This window comes from Microbulbifer sp. HZ11, from assembly GCF_000708675.1.
In the GTDB taxonomy this organism is placed as follows: Bacteria; Pseudomonadota; Gammaproteobacteria; order Pseudomonadales; family Cellvibrionaceae; genus Microbulbifer.
In genome coordinates, this window is sequence record NZ_JELR01000001.1 from 1,720,601 (window position 1) to 1,740,685 (window position 20,085).

At 58.6% G+C, this 20,085-nt stretch carries 20 protein-coding genes and 2 tRNA genes; 1 reads left to right on the top strand and 21 read right to left on the bottom strand.

From position 1 onward, the window contains the following. Positions 1-189: 189 nt before the first annotated feature. The 5 genes from AU11_RS07350 to AU11_RS07370 form a co-directional block, all read right to left on the bottom strand. The gene (locus AU11_RS07350; protein WP_051687020.1) at positions 190-798 is read right to left on the bottom strand and encodes a class GN sortase; all 609 of its coding nucleotides are present in this window, start codon (positions 796-798) and stop codon (positions 190-192) included. Position 799: 1 nt separating this feature from the next. Continuing rightward, positions 800-3,211, bottom strand: coding sequence for a marine proteobacterial sortase target protein (locus tag AU11_RS07355; protein ID WP_043317575.1), 2,412 nt, complete (start codon positions 3,209-3,211; stop codon positions 800-802). A 179-nt stretch (positions 3,212-3,390) separates the two neighbouring features. Beyond that, on the bottom strand, positions 3,391-4,494 hold the full coding sequence (locus AU11_RS07360; RefSeq protein WP_043317577.1) for a phosphoribosylaminoimidazolesuccinocarboxamide synthase: 1,104 nt from the start codon (positions 4,492-4,494) through the stop codon (positions 3,391-3,393). A gap of 129 nt (positions 4,495-4,623) precedes the next feature. Continuing rightward, a complete protein-coding gene (locus tag AU11_RS07365; protein WP_043317579.1) occupies positions 4,624-5,724 on the bottom strand; it encodes an AI-2E family transporter in 1,101 nt (366 codons plus the stop codon). A 101-nt stretch (positions 5,725-5,825) separates the two neighbouring features. Further along, on the bottom strand, positions 5,826-6,098 hold the full coding sequence (locus AU11_RS07370; protein WP_043317581.1) for a sulfurtransferase TusA family protein: 273 nt from the start codon (positions 6,096-6,098) through the stop codon (positions 5,826-5,828). A 164-nt stretch (positions 6,099-6,262) separates the two neighbouring features. On the opposite strand from AU11_RS07370, the gene AU11_RS07375 reads away from it, so the two are divergent. Continuing rightward, positions 6,263-7,780 carry a M48 family metalloprotease gene (locus AU11_RS07375; protein WP_051687021.1) on the top strand — a complete coding sequence of 506 codons (1,518 nt, stop codon included), beginning with the start codon at positions 6,263-6,265 and terminating at the stop codon, positions 7,778-7,780. A 174-nt stretch (positions 7,781-7,954) separates the two neighbouring features. On the opposite strand, the gene nadA is transcribed toward AU11_RS07375, so the two are convergent. From nadA to AU11_RS07460, 16 genes are all read right to left on the bottom strand, one after another. Then, positions 7,955-9,034: a quinolinate synthase NadA gene (gene nadA, locus AU11_RS07380; protein WP_043317583.1), complete on the bottom strand. Its 1,080-nt coding sequence runs from the start codon at positions 9,032-9,034 to the stop codon at positions 7,955-7,957. A 222-nt stretch (positions 9,035-9,256) separates the two neighbouring features. Next, positions 9,257-9,332 (bottom strand) — tRNA-Lys (locus AU11_RS07385). 126 nt (positions 9,333-9,458) lie between these two features. Beyond that, positions 9,459-9,534, bottom strand: a tRNA-Lys gene (locus AU11_RS07390). A 151-nt stretch (positions 9,535-9,685) separates the two neighbouring features. Further along, complete coding sequence (gene queC, locus AU11_RS07395; RefSeq protein WP_043317585.1) at positions 9,686-10,360, bottom strand: 7-cyano-7-deazaguanine synthase QueC; 675 nt, start codon at positions 10,358-10,360, stop codon at positions 9,686-9,688. 49 nt (positions 10,361-10,409) lie between these two features. After that, the gene (queE, locus tag AU11_RS07400; RefSeq protein WP_081847981.1) at positions 10,410-11,108 is read right to left on the bottom strand and encodes a 7-carboxy-7-deazaguanine synthase QueE; all 699 of its coding nucleotides are present in this window, start codon (positions 11,106-11,108) and stop codon (positions 10,410-10,412) included. 183 nt (positions 11,109-11,291) lie between these two features. Continuing rightward, on the bottom strand, positions 11,292-12,119 hold the full coding sequence (ybgF, locus tag AU11_RS07405; protein ID WP_231491673.1) for a tol-pal system protein YbgF: 828 nt from the start codon (positions 12,117-12,119) through the stop codon (positions 11,292-11,294). 15 nt (positions 12,120-12,134) lie between these two features. After that, complete coding sequence (locus AU11_RS07410; RefSeq protein ID WP_043317587.1) at positions 12,135-12,614, bottom strand: OmpA family protein; 480 nt, start codon at positions 12,612-12,614, stop codon at positions 12,135-12,137. Between the two features lie 134 nt (positions 12,615-12,748). Continuing rightward, complete coding sequence (tolB, locus tag AU11_RS07415; protein WP_369797801.1) at positions 12,749-14,044, bottom strand: Tol-Pal system beta propeller repeat protein TolB; 1,296 nt, start codon at positions 14,042-14,044, stop codon at positions 12,749-12,751. Beyond that, complete coding sequence (tolA, locus tag AU11_RS07420; protein WP_043317591.1) at positions 14,044-14,790, bottom strand: cell envelope integrity protein TolA; 747 nt, start codon at positions 14,788-14,790, stop codon at positions 14,044-14,046. The genes tolB and tolA overlap by 1 nt, the downstream gene beginning before the upstream one ends. 19 nt (positions 14,791-14,809) lie before the next feature. Next, positions 14,810-15,241, bottom strand: a complete 432-nt coding sequence (tolR, locus tag AU11_RS07425; RefSeq protein WP_043317593.1) for a protein TolR — start codon at positions 15,239-15,241, stop codon at positions 14,810-14,812. A gap of 35 nt (positions 15,242-15,276) precedes the next feature. Further along, entirely contained in the window at positions 15,277-15,969 is a 693-nt protein-coding gene (gene tolQ, locus AU11_RS07430) for a protein TolQ (RefSeq protein ID WP_043317595.1), read from the bottom strand. Then, positions 15,966-16,379 carry a tol-pal system-associated acyl-CoA thioesterase gene (ybgC, locus tag AU11_RS07435; protein WP_043317597.1) on the bottom strand — a complete coding sequence of 138 codons (414 nt, stop codon included), beginning with the start codon at positions 16,377-16,379 and terminating at the stop codon, positions 15,966-15,968. Before ybgC ends, tolQ begins: the two co-directional genes overlap by 4 nt. A gap of 165 nt (positions 16,380-16,544) precedes the next feature. After that, on the bottom strand, positions 16,545-17,564 hold the full coding sequence (gene ruvB / locus AU11_RS07440) for a Holliday junction branch migration DNA helicase RuvB (protein ID WP_043317598.1): 1,020 nt from the start codon (positions 17,562-17,564) through the stop codon (positions 16,545-16,547). A gap of 34 nt (positions 17,565-17,598) precedes the next feature. Further along, entirely contained in the window at positions 17,599-18,210 is a 612-nt protein-coding gene (ruvA, locus tag AU11_RS07445; protein ID WP_043317600.1) for a Holliday junction branch migration protein RuvA, read from the bottom strand. 323 nt (positions 18,211-18,533) lie between these two features. Further along, positions 18,534-19,064, bottom strand: coding sequence for a crossover junction endodeoxyribonuclease RuvC (gene ruvC, locus AU11_RS07455; RefSeq protein WP_156035173.1), 531 nt, complete (start codon positions 19,062-19,064; stop codon positions 18,534-18,536). A gap of 149 nt (positions 19,065-19,213) precedes the next feature. Then, the gene (locus tag AU11_RS07460) at positions 19,214-19,957 is read right to left on the bottom strand and encodes a YebC/PmpR family DNA-binding transcriptional regulator (RefSeq protein WP_043317606.1); all 744 of its coding nucleotides are present in this window, start codon (positions 19,955-19,957) and stop codon (positions 19,214-19,216) included. Positions 19,958-20,085: the final 128 nt, after the last annotated feature.

The following is a 20,085-nucleotide window of genomic DNA, read 5'->3' on the forward strand; positions in this document are numbered from 1 at the left end:
CTTGTGAGACCTTCACCGCCAGGGATGGCGGTGCAGAGCCCCCAGGGACGGGTTTACGGCGTGTCTCACAAGGCCGCACCCGGTAGCGGCGCCGCCACAAAATTACATAAGTGAACGGCATTGCGGCCCCTAACCGGGGCTTTTTTGTATAACGGCGGCACCACAAGTTTGAGCGATATATATGTGTGGCTATAAATATACGCTCGACACCTGATCTGGCTCCACATATTCCGCGTGGACCAGATAGCGCAGCGGCCCACCAGCGCGCATCGCGTTAAACGGATAACAGGTCACCAGCAGCAGGTCCGGCGCGGCAACGATAGGCAAGCGTTCTTTTTCGCTATCAACCACTTTTGCCCCATTGACCCGAAAGCTGTGCCAGCGTCCGGTTTGATCCTGAAGCTGGATCACATGGCCCGGCTGCAACTTGTCGAGATTTTTGAAGTGGGTATCCCGATGCGCCGCAATCACGGTCGTGCGCGGTGTCGAAAACTGCCCGGGTTCGCCCGCACCATCCAGTATACCGGGGCCAAACGCCAGCGCCTGTCCACTGGTACCGCGCAATACCACCAGCGGCTTCTCCTCACCCATTTTTAATTGTGCCACCGGCCAGGTATCCGCCCAGGGCCAGGGTTTTTGCACTTCCCCACTGGCCAACTGACGCTGCCACGCATCGCTGATCAGGTACTGAGCCAGCTCCGCCTTCGCCAGAATCCAGCCACTGTTCCCCAGCTGCCAGATACCGGCGCCCATCAATAGCACCGGCAACCAGTGTCGCAAAATTCGCAGCACCAACATCTCAAGCCTCCGCATAATCACGCTGAACACTGCGCAGCGGCGCTTCGCGGTATTTCAAAGCAGTAACCGTCAGGCGTCGCGCCAGAAACTGATCGAGGCGAGTCCGGCAGCAACGCACATCCGGTATGCACCGACGCAGTATGCGGCGAGCAGCGCGCACCACTTGTGCGCGAACACGCAGCGCACCGCCCAGCCCCAGTAGCAGCAATGCCATCACCAACTGACCGTAAACGCCGGTCGCCGTTGAGGGATAGGTCATACGCTGCAGCACCTGTCCCTGCGCTACGGCGTTAGGCACACCGTGAGACTTCAAGCGCTCTGAAGCCGGACGCACGGGCGTTTCCTCCACCGCCACAAAGCTGGTGTAAGGGCTGGCCAGTTGATAGGCCAGCGCGAGGCCGATAATTTCCTGTCTGATCGGGTCTTCGGCTTTTTCGCCCTCACTGGTTAACGACGTCAGCGGGCCGCGCTGTTGCTGCTCATCACGCAGCGCGCCAATTTTCGAGCGCGCCCACAGGCTGCCAATTTCACGCCCGCCGCTATCGACCGCCAATTGGCCCAGAGAAATGGTGCGGGAAAATCGCTTGCCTGCCAGGCGGCCGCTAACCACGACTTCACCACTGGAAGGTTTACCCAGTTGCTGCCCTTCGACGCGCGCCACCAGCCGTACCGGTTCGCCGCGATACAGGTCCGGCAGCTGCTTTGGATAGGTTTCTACCTTGATGCCCTGCGGCCATTCCACCTGGAGATCGGTGACCAATGGATTTTCCAGCTTTTCAAACAGCTGGCCCATTTTGGTCTGCACTTCACCGAGATCGCCAATCTGCACAAAACTGCCGCGGCCAAACTCCGCAGCCTTGGTCATAAAGAAACTGTTGGGCGCGGAACCTATGCCTACGGTAAACAGGCGCACCTGACCAAGTCGCTGGCGCACAATTTCAAACAGCGCGCGCTCATTGCCTACAGCGCCATCGGTAATAAAAATGACCTGCCGCACCAGCTCGCCGGTCTGTTCGTCCAGCTGCTGGGAAAGTGCTTCCTTCAATGCCGGGGCCATTTCCGTACCGCCGGTAGCCTCCAGGGATTCCACCCAGTCCCGCGCTCGCTGAATATTGTCCGGCGTTGCGCTGACCGGGCGCGGATAAAAAGAGCGGTGGTGACTGTTGAATTCAATCACATTAAAGCGATCCGCAGCGTCAAGCCGAGACAGTGCCAACAACAGGCTCTCCTTTGCCTGCCGAATGGAAACGCCGCTCATGGAACCTGAGGTGTCCACCACATAAACCACCTCACGCGGCAGTTTTTGTGTGGCCGCAGACTGGCGTGGAGGCAGCAGCAACAACTGGAGATATTGCGCGGAAGCACCTGCAGACTGCTCCGCAAACACTGCCGCAGATGGCATGGCGGATGTTTGTGGCCGCCAGTGCAGGGCAAAGTCCCGATCCATCGGAACGGAACCCTCTTTCAATTCAATTTGATACTGGTGGTCGCTCTGGCGACGAAAATTGACTTCATGGTAGGGACTGAAAATATCCGCCAGAGGCAGTCCCATACCGAGATCAATGGCAATGGACATTTGGTGGCTGCCGCGCGCTTGCAGCTCGGGCATGGTCACCATGGTGGGGGAAATCAGATCCGCATCAGGGACCTGATCGGTGGGCAGCGACCAGCCGTGCGCATTTAATGCCAAATCCTGTTGTGAGGCCAAAGGCGTGCCGGGCATATAGCGCGGGGTCAGTGTACTGGGCAGGCGCAGGCTGAACTGGCCGCCGTCAAAACGCAGGTTCTGTAAATAGCGGATTTCCACCGCCACCTTCTCACCCGGTGCAATATTCGCCACTCGGCTGGTAAACAGATTGGGGCGCTGCTGCTCCAGAAGGGCGGCGCGTTTGCCCTCCGCCTTCGCCTGCTTGTAGACCTTTTTCGCGGCTTCCCGTTCGCGCACCTTACCCACAATACGGCGCTCGCCGACGACGATTTCCATTCCGTTGACCGCGGCATTTTCCGGCAGCGGCAACACGTACACCGCTTCCTGCCAGTCGTTGCTGGTATTGGAAAAGGACTGCTGGATATGCACCTCGGCCACCAGCCCGCGCACGCGAATATCCACTTCGGTACCCAGGTGAATCGCCGGCACATACTGACCGGGCACATCGCCAGAAAACAGAAGGTCGCCGCTGCCGGCATCGTCCAGCGTTACCGGTTCGTATTCTGTATTCACACCCTCTGTTGCCTTGGTTCCCTCTGTTGCCTTGGCTCCCACCGCCGCGAGCAACACCGCAAGTGCGGTAACCACCAGCAACATCCAGCTGCCGGTGCGATTTTTGCGGTAGCGGCGCCGGTAGTATTCATCGGTGGGGAGAATCAGCAGATCGCGCTCGATGCGCGGCGGGTGGAAAAACGGTCGCTTCACGGGAGCCTCCAGATTGGTTGATGGAGGCATTAAACACAGGTAATCGGGCAGAGCCCGGGGTGAAATCGGGCCGACTGCGGGTCAAATATGGCGAATTGTGGCGGGGTGTATTTTAGTGCCGCATAAAAATAAAAAACCGGCGCGAAGGCCGGTTTCAAAATGCCGAGTAGTCACGGGCTTCAGTCGATCAAACCGTACTGGTCGCGCAGTACCTGAACGATCTCTGCCTTCGGGTTGTCGGAAATCACCAGTTTCGCGCCAATGATTTTCTCGGCGATACCCACGTAGGTATTGGAGACCTCCATCAGCATGGATTCCGGCAGCTCGTTATCCCGGGCGAGTGCGCTGCGCTCGTCCATGCGATCTTTGTTCAACAGGATATCCGGATCCGGGAAGTGGTTCAGCAGGGCCTGGCGGAAGCCCTCTTTGGAGTTTTCCACAACCTTGCCATTGCGGTACTCGGCGCCGTCCCAGATACGGGAGGAATCCGGCGTGCCCACCTCGTCCATATAGATCAGCTTCTCATTGCCTTCGGCATCGGTCACGTAACCAAACTCGAACTTGGTGTCGACGAAAACCTGATCCAGCTTTTCCAACGCGGAGGAGATCACATCGAAACCTTCTTTCAGCAGTGTCTCGTAACGGTCGATGTCACCGGCGCAGTTGAAATTGAATGCGGCAAAGTTTTCTTCGATGTTGTTGCGGGTGATGTTCACATCGTCCGCTTCCGGCACACCGGGGATGCCCTTGAGAATGCCTTTGGTGGACGGAGTGATCAGCAGCTCGGGGAGCTTCTGGTCTTTCTGCAGTCCATCGGGCAGCTGTATGCCACAGAACTCCCGCTCACCCGTGCTGTAGGCGCGCCACATGGAGCCGGTGATGTACTGGCGGGCGATGGCTTCGATCATCACCGGGCGGGCTTTCTGCACGATCCACACCGCCGGGTGCGGGATATCCAGAATATGGCTGTCCGCCAGGCCCTGCTCCTTGAACAGCTTGAACCAGTGGTTGGCCACCGCATTCAGTGCCGCACCCTTGCCGGGCACACCGCGCAGGCCATTTTCGCCCTTCCAGATGCAGTCGAACGCGGACATGCGATCGGAGATCACCATCACCGCCAGGGGCGCATCCGCCGCTACCGGGTAGCCTTTTTCTTTGATTAGGCGCGCGCTGTCGGCTTCGGTCAGCCAGTAGACCGAGCGGACCTTGCCGCTGTGCACGGGCTTGTCGGTGCGGATGGGGAGGTCGTTATTCACCGCCAGGACTTTGTCAGCAAGGCTCATGGGCTTTCCTATGCCGTAATACGGGTACAGACAGATAGTAGATAACAGCCCCGCGAAAGCGGGGCCGGAATGTCAGGCGCGGGATTCTAGCAAACCGCGGATTCTTGAAACAGTAATGAGCGCGCCGGTTTAGCGCTCTTCGCCACCGGTGGTGGCGGCTTCCCGCGCCCATTCCGCCTGGTGCTCACTGGTGGGCCAGGCGTTGAGAATGGCTTTGGCCAGGGTTGCCAGAGGGATGGCGAAGAAAACGCCCCAGAAGCCCCAGATACCACCAAATACCAGTACCGCGAGGATAATCGCCACCGGGTGCAGGTTGACCGCCTCGGAGAACAGGATAGGCACCAGCACGTTACCGTCCAGCAGCTGGATGATGCCGTAGGCGAACATCAACCAGAAAAACTCACTGCTCCAGCCCCACTGGAACAGGCCGATGGCCGCTACCGGGATGGTGACCACCGCCGCGCCGATATAGGGAATCAACACCGACAGTCCCACCGCCACCGCCAGCAGCAGGGCGTAATTCACGCCGAGCAGCAGGAAGGCCACATAACTCACCACCGCAACAATGGCGATCTCTATCACCTTGCCGCGCACGTAGTTGGCTACCTGGTCGTTCATCTCGTACCAGATCTGACGCAGCATCGGGCGCTGGTGTGGCAGAAAAGAGGCGCACCAGCGCAGCAGCTTGTTGGAGTCCTTAAGAAAGAAAAATACCAGAATCGGCACCACCACCAGGTAGATCAGCACCGCCGCCAGTACCGGGATATTCGCAAGGGAAAAGGTCAGCACTGTCTGGCCAAAATTGCCCAGCTCGCTCCCGATCGTGCTGAAGATCTCGTCAATCTGCTCGGCGGTAACCAGGCGCGGGTACTGTTCCGGCAGCAGGATCAGCAGGTCCTGACCACTGGCAATCATATTCGGAAGCTCGGCGAACAGGCGCGCGGTCTGGCGCCAGATAATCGGCATCACCACAAACAACAGGCCGACGATGGTGCCCACCAGCACCAGGCAGGCAATGGTCACCGACAGCCAGTGCGGAACCTTCCACGACTCCAGCCGCTGCACCATGCCCTGCATCAGGAAGGCGATCACCAGTGCCGCAAGCACCGGTGCCAGCACACCACCCAGTGTGGCAAGGACAATCATGGCCGCCAGCAACAGCAGTACCAGCAGTACCACCTCTTCCTGACCGAAATAGCGATTTACCCACCCCTTTACAATCGCATACATAAAAGCTGTTCTCTCGAGACTCCGATTGAAGTGTGTTCGGTTATTTGATGACACAGCGTGGGGCGCCAACGCCCCAGCCGCATGACCGGCGATTCAGCGCATTAAATCTGCTGCAACCAGAAGTGGAAAGCCTCGCCGTCCGTTTCGACACGCGCCAAAGGTACACCACTCAGGTCGCAAAAGCTGCGAATATCCCGCTGGGATGCAGGATCTGTGGCGATCAGGTGCAGCAGTTCCCCCGGCGCCAATTGCTTGAGTGCTCGCCGCATGGCGAGCAGCGGCTGCGGGCAAGGAAGCCCACTGGCATCTACCCTTAAGGCATCCTCCCAATGGACATCCTGGCGTTGTGCGGCCTGTTGTGTGGTCGTGGTCATAAAAATGCGGTAAAGAACCGTTAATGCCGCGAATTATACCGGCCACGTCTGGTCAATGGGTCATGAGGCAGAAGCTTTTGCCCCAGAATTGATCAAAACCTCGACAGTCTCACAGGGTTACGTATAGTGTTAGCCGTAGGAAACCCGGCAGGCGCAGTTAGATTATGACCGAGAACCTCACAGCATTCCGACACCGAATCCGCTTCGGCTGCGCGCGCCTGCGCCGGCGCGCGCGCGGCTTCGCCACCAGCCTGGCTACCGGCCTGTTATTGACCGCCGCGCCTATCGCGGCCACGGCGCAAGACGACCACCATATCCAGCTGCCCATGCTGGGCGACTCCAGCAGTGGCCTGGTATCCCGTGCACGCGAGAAGGAGCTGGGCAGCATGTGGCTGCGGATGTTCCGCAGCCAGGTGCGCACCTCCAGCGACGCCCTGCTCCAGCAGTATGTGGAAAACTCGCTCAAATCACTGGCGGAGTACAGCCCGCTGGAAGACAAATCCCTGGATGTGGTGGTGGTCAACAACGACACCATGAACGCCTTCGCCGTACCCGGCGGTGTGGTCGGTGTACACACCGGCCTGTTTCTGTTTGCCGAGAACGAAGATCAGTTCGCCTCGGTGCTTGCCCACGAACTGGCGCACTTGAGCCAGCGCCACTACGCGCGCTCTCTTGAGGCCCAACGCAACAGCACCCTGCCCACCCTCGCCGGTATGCTCGGCGCCCTGGTACTCGCGGCCACCGCCGGCGGTGATGCGGGACTCGCCGCAATGACAGCCACCCAGGCGGCTGCCCTCGACAATCAACTGCGTTTTTCCCGCCAGAACGAACAGGAAGCCGACCGGGTGGGCATCGAAACCCTGGCCAAGGCCGGGATGGACCCACAGGCCGCCGGTGAAATGTTCGAGCAGATGCTCAAGGCCACCCGCTACTACCGCCGCCCGCCGGAATTCCTGCTGACGCACCCGGTGACGGAAAAGCGGATTGCCGACGCCAAGCTGCGCGCCAACCGCATGGAAAAAGTGCCCCTGCGGGACAGCCGCGAATACCATCTGATGCGCGCCCGCATCCGTGTCGCCGCCGAGGCCACCCCGCAGCAGGCGGTCAAACGCTTCCAGGCGGAATTGCGCGGCATCAACGACAACGAAGACGCCGCCCGCTACGGCCTGGCCCTGGCCCAGACCGCCGCCGGCAAACCCGACTCCGCCATCGACACCCTGCAGCCACTGCTGGACAAAGAGCCCGATAAGGATGCTTTTATTCTGGCCCGCGCGGATATCGACCTGGCACGCCAGGATTACACCAGCGCCACCAGTCGGCTGCAAAAAGCGGTAAATGAAAGCCCGAAAAACCATGCGCTGATCATGGGCCTGGCTAACGCTCACTTTAAAGCGGGCAACTACCTGGCAGCGGAACGGATACTGAAAAAGCACAGCCGTGTGCGCCGCAAGGATCCAGCGGTGTGGTATTTACTGGCGGAGACCCACGGTCTCGCTGGGGATATCGTGGGTGTGCACGAGGCGCGCGCGGAGTATTACATACTCAATGGCGTGTTCGACAAGGCACTGCAGCACCTGCGCCACGGGGTGCGCCTGGCGAAAAACGATTACCAGACCCACGCGATTCTGGAACAGCGCATGAAAGATGTGATCAAGATGCAGGAGAAAGCTAAGGAGCTTTAAGTTCGAAGCTCAATAGTTTTGACTGAAGGCAGAGTGGCGGGGATCTGTTTTTGAAAGCGTCGGCGACAGGGACGTCGCCGACGCAGCGTACATGGATGTATTCACAGCGGTTTCAAAAACAGATACCCGGTGCTTTGCCGCCACCGGACCAGCTTTAAAACCACCAGGCAAGCCTCAATCCAGGGGCTTGCGGAAATCCAGCATCCGCTGCAGCGGAATCATCGCCCGCTTGCCCAGCTCCGGATCCACAAAGATTTCGTTATCGCCGCGCTCCAGTACACCACACAGATTCTCAAGCGAGTTCATCGCCATCCACGGGCAATTTGCACAGCTGCGGCAGGTGGCACCGGAGCCCGCGGTCGGCGCGATGATCAGCTCCTTGTCCGGACACTGCTGCTGCATTTTGTAGAAAATGCCCTGGTCGGTGGCGACGATAAACTGTTTGTTGGGACGGGTTTTCGCGGCGTTGATGATCTGCGAGGTGGAACCCACTACATCCGCCAATTCAACCACAGCCGCCGGGGATTCCGGGTGTACCAGCACCAGCGCTTCCGGGTACATGGCTTTCAGATCTGCAACGCCCTTCGCCTTGAATTCCTCATGCACGATACAGGCAGCATCCCACAACAACACGTCGGCACCGGTCTGCTTTTGCACGTAACTGCCGAGATGTTTGTCCGGTGCCCACAGAATTTTTTCGCCCTGACTATCCAGGTGATCGACCACGTCCAGCGCGATACTCGAGGTCACTACCCAGTCGGCACGGGCTTTTACCGCCGCCGAGGTATTCGCGTACACCACCACGGTGCGATCAGGGTGCTGGTCGCAAAACGCGGAAAATTCATCGATCGGGCAGCCGAGATCCAGCGAGCAGGTCGCCTCCAGAGTCGGCATCAGTACACGCTTGTTCGGAGTCAGGATCTTAGCGGTCTCTCCCATAAACTTTACCCCGGCAACGATCAGGGTATCCGCCTGGTGCTGGGCGCCAAAACGGGCCATTTCCAGAGAGTCCGAAACGCAGCCCCCCGTCTCTTCCGCCAGAGCCTGAATCAGCGGGTCGGTATAGTAATGTGCAACCAGTACCGCATTCTGCTCCTTCAGCAGGCGCTTGATTCGCTCGCGCCAAAGGTCCAGCTCTTCCGCACTGTATTCATGTGCAGCCGGGTGCGTCAGGTGATCCTGCACAAAATCACGGGCATCAATCGCGTTGGGGGCCGGGGCGTTGGAAGCAATTTTCTCGCTGCTGTCTGTCATAGTTTTTTACGTGGGTTAGTACGTGGAGTATCTGCGTAAGTTTTCAGGGTGCTCACGGGAAGGCCGGCATTATACCGGTCCAGAATCAATTCGCCGATCTTCGCGCCACAACCACCACTCCTGCTTTCGTTTCACAAGCATTTTAGGGTGGCGCAGAAGCGGGTACGACGGCGTGATACAGCGCGCGGACGTAAAGAGATCAGCTGAGGGGACTTAAGGAAATGGTGGGTCGTGCTGGACTCGAACCAGCGACCAATTGGTTAAAAGCCAACTGCTCTACCAACTGAGCTAACGACCCTTAAGACTGCCCATCACTCATGGAGTAAGGCAAAACTGCTTGTATATAAATAACCCGTACTTGCTACGAGCCTTATAATAAGCACCGGCTCGACAGCGAATCGGAGTACCGGCACAGGAGGGAAGATGGTGGGTCGTGCTGGATTCGAACCAGCGACCAATTGGTTAAAAGCCAACTGCTCTACCAACTGAGCTAACGACCCTTGACCCCTCTACCTGAGGAGCTGCGTATCTTACGGATCTAATTCGAAAACACAAGTCCCGGTTACAAAAAAATTTCTAGCAAATATAAGGGCTTAGATCCCCCGTTGGCGCCAACTGAGGCACCCGCGCCTTCCGCGAAAATCCACCAGTTCAGGCGTAGACCGTGGGATCCGCCAGGCCTGCCTCGGCAAATCCGGCCGCGCGCAGGCGACAGCTGTCACAACGCCCGCAGGCCGCACCATTCGGTAGTGCCTGATAACAGCTTACCGTCAGGCTGTAATCCACACCCAACTCACTCCCACGCTTGACGATATCCGCCTTGCTCATCTTCATCAGCGGTGCATGGATGCTCAGCCTATTGCCCTCGACCCCGGCGCGGGTGGCCAGATTGGCCATTTTCTCAAAGGCATCGATGTAATCTGGGCGACAATCCGGATACCCAGAGTAGTCAACCGCATTCACACCCACAAAAATATCCTGCGCTCCCAGCACTTCCGCCCAACCAAGGGCAATTGACAGGAACACAGTATTGCGGGCCGGCACATAGGTAACGGGAATACCGGAAGTCTCTTCTTCCGGCACATCGATACTATCGTCAGTTAACGCGGAGCCACCTATGACTCGCAGGTCCAGCTTCACAACCTTGTGCTCGCGGGCGTCCAGATCGGCGGCTACACGCTGGGCAGCCATCAATTCGGCGCTGTGGCGCTGGCCGTAATCAAACCCCAGGGCAAAACACTCGTAGCCCTCTGCCCGGGCCATGGCCAGGACGGTGGCGGAATCCAGACCGCCGGAGAGTAGTACGACTGCTTTTTTGCTGCTCATAGTTCTGCCAATTGGGTTCGGTTTAATAGGGAAGAAGTTGAAACAGGAATCAAACGCCCGGGATATCGCCCCACAGCAGCTTGTGAAGCTGCATCTGCATACGCACCGGCAGCCCGTCCTCCAAAATCCACTCCGCCAGCTGGCGCGGGGCCAGCTGTTCGTAACTGGGGGAGAAAAGCACTTCGCCCACGCGCTCGGCAAGCTGGTACTGGTCCAGGGTAAAGCGCGCCCAGTCGTAATCGCCACGATCACAGATCACAAACTTGATCTGGTCCTTTCGGCCCAGCAACGGGATGTTTTCCATGCGGTTTCGCCCCTGCTCGCCCGAGGCCGGTGTCTTGAGGTCGACCACACGAGATACCCGCTCATCCACTAGATCCACCGGCATGGCGCCACTGGTTTCCAGGGAAACCTGGTAGCCGGCATTGCACAGGGCTTCCATCAGCGGGATGCAGTTGGGCTGCGCAAGTGGCTCGCCACCGGTAACACACACATGGCGCGCCGGATAAGACTGCACTTTTTGCAAGATCTCGGCCAGCGTCATGCGCTCGCCACCGTAAAAGGCGTACTCAGAGTCACAGTAGGTACAGCGCAATGGACAGCCGGTCAGACGCACGAACACCGTGAGCAGACCGCTATCCCGGGCCTCCCCCTGCAGCGAATAGAAAAGCTCACTGATACGCAGAGACTCTGCGGTCAGGTCCACAGCTTTTTCACTTCGGCTTAATTCAGTCTTCAACTCGGCCATATACCGCTCAGATCGTAAAACTTGTCCGGACAGGCGATAACGCGCGCGCCGGCACAAACAAAAACGCCCGGAGGGTTAGTACCCTCCGGGCGCGGGATCATAGAGTTTTTTTGATCACAAAACCAGCACCGCTGGTTTAACCTCCCTCTGCCGGCGAGGTGTCAGGCCACAGAGAAAGCGGCCTTAGAAATTTTCTTTGAGGTACTGCTTCGCCAGATTGGAGGCGCGCTGATCGCTCGCTGCCACCTGCTCCAGCAACTCCTTGGCTTTCGCATTGTCGCCCAGCTGGTGATATACGGTACCGAGCTTATAGCGGCCATCCCATACTTTGCTTGAGTTGGGGTAACCGTCCAGAAGCGCCACAAACCAGGTGCGGGCCTCTTCTATATTCCCCTGCACCAGAGCGATTTCACCCAGCCAGTAGTTGGCATTCGGGGCGTATTGCCCGTTCGGATAATCCTCCAGCAGACTCTTGAACGCTTTACTGGCCCCTGCGTAATCACCATTGCGGGCAAGGCCGAAACTCGCCTGGTAGCGGTCGCGCTCACTTTCGCTCGCCTCTGGGGCTGAACCACCGCCAGCGGTTGGGGCAGGCCCGCTGCTTGACGCACTGGTACCGGATTCACTCCCGGATGGCGCACCATCCGCCGGCGCTGCACCGTCGAGCTTGGATATACGGCGGTCAAGGTTCATGTAGTCTTCGGTGCGCTGCTGGCGCAACCGCTTGACCTCGTGCCTGAGCTCCTCCACCGCGCCACGCAATTCCTGAACTTCCTGCTGCAGTACCTGCATCTGGTAGTAGGCATCCGCCTGCGGGTTCGCCTGCAGGTTACCTGCCGAGGTATTGGTACGTGCCGCCAGCTGTGGATAACTGGGGGGAGGAGGGGTTGCAGTGCCCTGGTTGACGGAGCTGCCACTGGACAGATCCACCACCGGCGCCTGCGCGAATACGGACGAAGCCGCAGCCAAACTGGCTGCGGCTATCGCGATACTTCTAATCAAAAAAGACAATTGCATGCTTCTAGATTAGTTGATTACCACGCGACGGTTCATTGCACGTGCGCTCTCGCTGGAACCTTCCTGAGCCGGGCGCTCTTCACCGTAGCTGATCACTTCCAGGTTGGCAGCGTTTACGCCTTGAAGTACCAGGAAGTCGCGAACCGCGTTGGCGCGACGCTCACCCAGTGCCAGGTTGTATTCACGGGTACCCAGCTCGTCAGCGTGGCCTTCCAGGCGAACGGTGCCAGCGGCGCCGCGCATACGGTCAGCGTGCTTGATCAGCAGCTCACGGGTGGAAGGCTTCAACAGGCTCTGGTCGAAGTCGAAGTAAACGACGTTGTCCAGCGGAACTGCGGTTTCGGTAGCAGTGGTGTCTTCAACCACAGGAGGTGGGGTCTGATCAACTACTTGCTGGTTCGCGCTATCGTCGGTATCGGTGCTGGAACAACCGGCCATTACTGCCAGTACACACGCCAGGCCCAAGCCGGTTTTTACTGATTTGAACATAAACAACTCCGCTTTAGTGTTATCGAGAAATCCTGTAAGGGGTAAAACCCAGGATTAAATCAGGGTTTCGCTTCTTCTTATTTGTTTGATCTCACACTTGCCGCAAAAAAATAAGAAATGCGCCAGGTACTGCATCAATCAAAGTAAGGCGACCACGCCGGCTCGCGGACATTCCCCTGCTGAGAGGGCAGGCTGTATTTCACTCCGGCATCCAGCGACACCGCAGCTAGAATACCCTTGCTCCCCCGCTTGGTGGCGTACATCAGCATCGCGCCATTGGGCGCAATACTCGGGGATTCGTCCAGGCGCGTCTCCGTAAGGACACGCATTTGACCGGATACGATGTCCATCGTAGCGATAGTAAAAACCCCCCTGCTACGATGCACCATAACCAGCGTTTTGCCATCGGGAGATACCCGCGGACGCGCGTTGTAGTCGCCGTCGAAGGTTAAGCGGTCTACTTGACCCGTGGCAAGAGTCAATTGATAAATTTGTGGCTTACCTCCCCTGTCAGAAGTGAAAACCAGCGATTTTCCGTCTGGCATCCAGTTCGGTTCGGTATCAATGGAGAAGTGGCGGGTCATGCGAGTGAAACGGCCGGACGCCAGGTCGAGTACATAAATCTCCGGATTGCCATCTTTCGACAGCACCATGGCCAGCTTGGAGCCATCGGGAGACCAGGTTGGAGAGCTGTTCAGCCCCTTGAAGTTCGTCAGCTGCTGACGGGCGCCGGTGCGGATATTTTCGCGGAAAATAGCCGGACGACCTGTCTCAAATGACACATAGGCCACTTCCTGCCCATTGGGTGACCAGCTTGGTGACATCACCGGTGCACTGAAGCGACGAATCTGTCGAGCGCGGGCCCCATCGATATCCGACAGCATCAGCGCATAACTGGGTTGACCACCGCGCTGCGTTTCCTGCACGTACACCATCTGGGTACCGAAAGCTCCGCGAATACCGGTGATCGCTTCAAAGATCTCGTCGGCGGCACGGTGGGCGATATCCCGCAACTGCTGTGCGCCGCCGGTGACCTGCTTGGTGAAGACCTTGCGCTGACCAAAGATATTGGTGAGATCAAAACTCAGCAGATAGCCATTCGCCTGAGGCTGCATACGGCCGGTGACCACATATTCGGTGCCGAGCATGCGCCAGTCACGAAAACTGACCTCCTCCGGGTTCTTCGGGAATGACAGCATGTCTTCCCGCGGTACCGGGGCGATCAGACCACTGCGACGCAGGTCGGCCGAGATTATGGAAGACACATCTTCCGGCAACACTCCGCTGCCCGCCCAATCAAAGGGCACCACCGCTACCGGGGTAGGATTGTCATTGCCATCATCAATTTCCACCACCAGCTGGGCGCGGGCGGAAACCGCCAGCACGCAGCCAAGCAGTGAGGCGAAGAGAAGAGAGACTGTTTTTTTCATCATTGGCGCAGGCCTTCGACTCTGAATATCAGTTTGGTTGTTCTAATCTGGCGCTCGAACAGTGACGGCTCCTCGCGCGCCACCTTTTCCACTTCCGGGAAGACTTCTACCTTCTTGACCGCAGTCAGTACGGATCTATCCACCGCGGGGTTACCACTGCCTTTGGTAATGGTAGAGGCCACCACGCGTCCGGTGGGCACAAAATTGATCTGCACTTCGACCACCATGCCATTGCGGGCACTGGGCGGGCGACTCCACACCTGCACAATACGCTGGCGGATCGCCTGGGCTACAGACATTACGGCCGCGGAGTCGTCGCTGGCGTCCTGAAGCGCTTCCTCATCCTCAAGCGCGTCCTCAAACGCACTTTTGCGCTCCTGCTTGAGCTGCTCTTTACGCTCGGCCTCTTTGCGCTCTTTCTCCTTGCGCGCCTCTTCGGCCTTGCGCTTTTTCTCCGCTTCTTCCTTTTTCTTGCGCTCGGCTGCAGCCTTGCGTTTTTTCTCCGCCTCGGCCCTACGCTGACGCTCCAGCTCCTGCTGGCGGCGCTTCTCGCGCAGATCTACCTTGGGCGGCGCCTTGGGTTTGTCAGACTTGGATTCCAGCTGTACCAGCTTGGCCTGCACAAACTTGGGCATTGGCTTCAGTTCGCGCTTGTGTTCCGCCTCCCAGCCAAAAGTCAGCACCGCGATCAACAACGCGTGCAGTGCGACACTGATAACAATGGCCGGGCCGTAGGAGCGATTCATACTTGCAACTGGCTCCAGGTCATTCCGACGGTGGCTCGGTGACCAGGCCCACACTGGGGGCGCCAGCCTGCTGCAGGTGGGTCATGGCGCCCACGATCAGACCGTATTTGGCATCGGTGTCACCCCATACCAGCACCGGTGTTTTCGGCTTCTGGCGCAGCACCTTGGCCACGGTTTCCTTGATCTCTTTCAACGGTTTGGCGACTTTCTCATCGTCACCGAGATTCAGATAATAAGTGCCGTCGGCCCTCACCGACACGATCAACGGCTCGTCATCGGTATCATCAATCGGGGCCGACGGTGCATCCGGGAGATCCACCTTTACGCCCTGCATCAACAGCGGCGCGGTCACCATAAATACGATCAGCAGCACCAGCATCACATCGATGTAGGGCACCACGTTGATCTCGGAGACCAGCTTGCGCTTCGGGGCTTTGCGAAAATTGCTCATGATTCAGCTCTTTGCACAGCGTTGCGTTCAGCGCCTTAACCGGCGGCATGCACTTTGCGGTGCAGAATGGAAGAGAACTCTTCGGCAAACGTCTCGTAGCTGGATAGCAGCCACTCCGCTTTAGCGGAATACCGGTTGTATGCCATCACCGCTGGTATCGCCGCAAACAGGCCCATGGCGGTGGCGACCAGCGCCTCGGAGATACCCGGCGCGACCGTCGCAATGGTGGCCTGATGCATGGTGGCAAGACCACGGAAGGAATTCATGATCCCCCACACGGTGCCAAACAGGCCAATGTAGGGACTGACGGAGCCGACCGTGGCGAGGAATGGCAGGTTCATTTCCACCTTTTCCTGCTCCCGGGACATGGCCACGCGCATGGCGCGCTCGGTGCCTTCCATAACCGCCGCAGGGCTACTCTTGCCCTGCTGGCGCAGGCGGGTAAATTCGGTGAAGCCGGCGCGGAACAGGGATTCAACACCGTCGATCTTGCCTTTCTCGGCAGCGGCGTTGCCGTCGCGGAACAGCTGGTTCAGATCCGCACCTGACCAGAACTTGCGCTCAAAGTTGATCATGGACTTGCGTGCGCGGGACAGATAGGTTCCGCGCTGAATGATCATTACCCAGGAAATGACCGAGGCCAGTAACAGCATCAGCATGACCAGCTGCACCAGCAGGCTGGCACTGGAAATCAGGCCCCACAGAGAAAGTTGTTCACCGGCATTCATGAATGTTGACTCGCTGCCTTCAAAGCTTGATGGATGGATTCTGGGAGTGCGCAGGGCTTTCGGCTTGCGTCATCCACGCAGGCCACTTTGACCACGCCCTCACAAATAATTTCATTACCGCGCCAGATTTTCTGCTCAAAGGTCACGGCGGCGCGGCCGACCTTGGCCACCGCGGCGCTGGCCCTGAGTTCGTCGTCGAGTATTGCAGAGCGACGGTACTGAACCTCCGCTGAATGCACCACGAGCAACAAACCCTGCTGCGGCATCGCGGGTTTATCATAGCCGAGCGCACGGACCAATTCTGTGCGCGCGCGCTCCATATACTTTAAATAATTGACGTAATAAACAATTCCGCCAGCGTCTGTATCCTCGATATAGACACGAATGGGAATACTGAAGGGCTCTGACACGCACCGTCCTTAATTCGCCGACCGCGAACTGACTTTTTCTTGTTGATAGCGGTTTGGGTCACACCGGGAGGATTTCAACTCAAGTGGAGCCCTCCTGGCGATATTAGACGGACATGCTACAGGAACTAGACCGCTTCGTCAGGTGTGGCCAGCGACAATTGCGAGTCAGATTCGGTCGGGCTTGGGAATACCAAAGTGCTGGTAGGCCAGTGCAGTCACCACCCGGCCGCGGGGAGTGCGGGTCAGGTAGCCCTGCTGAATCAGGTAAGGTTCCAGCACATCCTCGATGGTATCGCGCTCCTCGCTGACCGCAGCCGCCAGGCTGTCGACCCCCACCGGACCGCCGTCAAACTTCTCGATCATGGTGAGCAGCATGCGGCGGTCGAGCTGATCGAAGCCGCTGGCATCCACGTTCAGCATGTTCAATGCCAGGTCCGCGGTTTCCGCACACACATGACCGTCGCTTTTCACTTCGGCGTAATCCCGTACCCGGCGCAGCAGACGGTTGGCGATACGCGGGGTGCCACGGGCACGGCGCGCCACTTCGTGGGCACCCCCCTCATCCATCGCCACACCCATCAATCCGGCGGAGCGGGCGACAATACTGGTGAGATCTTCCACCGAGTAAAACTCGAGGCGCTGCACGATGCCGAAACGGTCGCGCAATGGCGAGGTGAGCAGCCCGGCTCGTGTGGTGGCCCCCACGAGGGTAAAGGGCGGCAAATCCAGCTTGATGGAACGCGCCGCCGGCCCCTCTCCGATCATGATATCCAGCTGATAGTCTTCCATGGCTGGATACAGCACCTCTTCCACATGAGGACTGAGACGGTGGATCTCGTCGATAAACAGCACGTCCCCGGGTTCGAGGTTGGTCATGATGGCGGCGAGATCACCGGCCTTCTCCAGCACCGGGCCGGAAGTGGTCTTGATTGCCACCCCCATTTCCGCGGCAATGATATTCGCCAGAGTGGTTTTACCGAGACCGGGCGGACCAAATACCAGGGTGTGGTCGAGCGCTTCTTTGCGCAGCTTGGCGGCCTGGATAAAGATTTCCATCTGCTCGCGCACCACCGGCTGACCTACATAGTCGGACAGGGTTTTGGGGCGCACGGCGCGGTCGTACTGTTCTTCCTGGCCGGTGGGCCCCTGGGGTTCGGGGGCGATCAGGCGGTCGGCTTCAATCACGGGATGCTCTCTATCTCTTGCCAACTATTTAGGATCAGGCCGGAGCCATGCTTTTCAGCGCCAGGCGGATAAGGGTGGCACTGTCGGCATCGGGCTGTTCCTTGGCGGCGCGGGCGACCATTTTGGTGGCGTCTGTAGGCTTGTAGCCCAGCGCGGCGAGGGCGCTTTCGGCTTCACCGGCGTGGTCAACTTTGGGTTCGGCGTTGGTGGACATCAGCGGGATGTCGCCCAGATCGCCGGTTTGCGGGGTGAGCTTGCCGCGCAGTTCGATAATCAGGCGTTCGGCAGTTTTCTTGCCGACACCGGGGACTTTTACCAGGGCGCCGACGTTGTCGTCGGCCACACAGCGGGCGAGTGCGGCGCCGTCGAGGCCGGAGAGGATGGCGAGGGCCATTTTGGGGCCGACGCCGTTGACCTTGATGAGGGTGCGGAACAGTTGGCGGTCTGATTCGCGGATAAAGCCGAACAGCTGCTGGGAGGTTTCCGATACCGCCAGGTGGGTATGCAATTGCACATTGCCGCCCAGTTGAGGCAGTTCGAAAATGGTGGTCATGGGGGCCAACACTTCGTAGCCCACGCCCTGCACGTCGACGAGGAGTTGCGGGGGCTGTACTGCGGCCAGCTTGCCGGTGAGTCTTCCTATCATTGTTATTCCGAGGTTCAGTTCCAGTTCCCGGGCCCATTTAATTCAGGCTCCGGGGCGGCACTGCTACCGATATTTGTTCGCGAGACACGCCGTGAACCCATCCATGGGGGCTCTTCCGCGAGGTCCCTCTCGCGGAAGGTCTCGCGAACAAATATCGGTAGCAGCACCTTAATTTCTAACTTCAGTACATTGCCCAACAGCTGGGTAAGCCCCGCAAGCATCAAGCACGCTGAACTCTAATGCGAAGGTGTCACCGGTAGCGGAGCCGCCACCAAACGCCCCGACTGCGCGCCACGAAACCCGCCGCACCACCGAAGCCAAACTCAAGTAACACTAAGCCGCCCTCGCCGAAACCGAGTGCGACTCCCGGCAGAGGTTTGAATCAACGTCTGCATGGTATGCATATGACACAAGGCAACGGCCAGCGCGTCTGCAGCATCCTCCTGCGGAGAAGCGGGCAGCTTGAGCAGGGTTTTGACCATATGCTGCACCTGCAGCTTGTCGGCGCCACCATTACCTACCACCGCCTGCTTCACCTTGCGCGCTTCGTATTCCGAAACCGGTAGATCCGCGTGGGTGGCGGCGACGATGGCGGCGCCTCTGGCCTGGCCCAACTTTAACGCAGAGCCGGCGCTTTTCGACATAAACACGTTTTCGATCGCCATCTGCTGCGGCTGGTACTGCTGGGCAATCTGGCTGACGGCGTCAAATATGAGCTTCAGGCGCTCGGGCAGCGGGCCGTCGGGGAGTTTGATCACACCGCTGGCGACATAGCGGGCATTGGAGCGCTCCACGTCGATCAGGCCGTAACCGGTTTTGCGTGAGCCGGGATCGATGCCCAGAATGCGGGTCACGGCGGGCTGCCCCCTGTACATTTATACAATTGTTGACGGGAAGTTTCCCAAGGTGAGGACTGGGCGTCAAGGCGGGAAGAGGATATGCCCGGTCAGATACAAAAATGCCCCGCGGTGGCGGGGCATTCTGGGAGAAAGTCGGTCAAGGTTCAGCCCAGCTCTGCCATCACCTCTTCCGGGATCTCCGCATTGGAGTACACATTCTGTACGTCGTCCAGGTCCTCCAGCATATCCACCAGTGCCATCACCTTTTCCGCACCGTCTTTATCCATGGGCACAGTAGTAGACGGAATCATGGCGATTTCGGCATTGTCCGGCTTGAAACCCGCTTCGGTCAGTGCATCTTTCACCGACATATAATCGGTGAATTCGGTAGTAACCTCGATACTGCCATCATCGTTGCTCTGAATATCTTCCGCCCCTGCTTCCAGAGCCGCTTCCATCAGAGCATCTTCATCTACGCCTGGCTCGTAGTACATCTGCCCCTTGCGCGAAAACAGATAGGCCACCGAACCATCGGTTCCCAGATTGCCACCGCGCTTGGTGAACGCGTGGCGGACCTCCGCAACTGTGCGATTGCGGTTGTCGGTGAGACACTCCACCAGAATTGCCACACCTCCGACACCGTACCCCTCGTAGGTCACCGCCTCGTAGTTTTCCCCATCGGTATTACCAGCGCCGCGGGCGATGGCCTTGTCGATGGTGTCGCGCTTCATGTTCGCGCCCAGAGCTTTATCAATGGTGGCGCGCAGTGTGGGGTTGTCATCCGGGTTGGCACCGCCTTTCGCGGCTACGGTGAGCTCGCGAATGATCTTGGTGAAAACCTTACCGCGCTTGGCGTCCTGGGCGGCCTTGCGGTGCTTGATGTTGGCCCATTTACTGTGTCCTGCCATCGATAAATCTCCGGTCTTTCTACTATTTCTGGCTATTGCAAAGTTCGTCACCCCGGCGCAGGCCGAGGTCCTGCGCACTGGACTCCCTACCGGATCGAGTCCGGCATGACGCAAAGGCGCCGGAATGA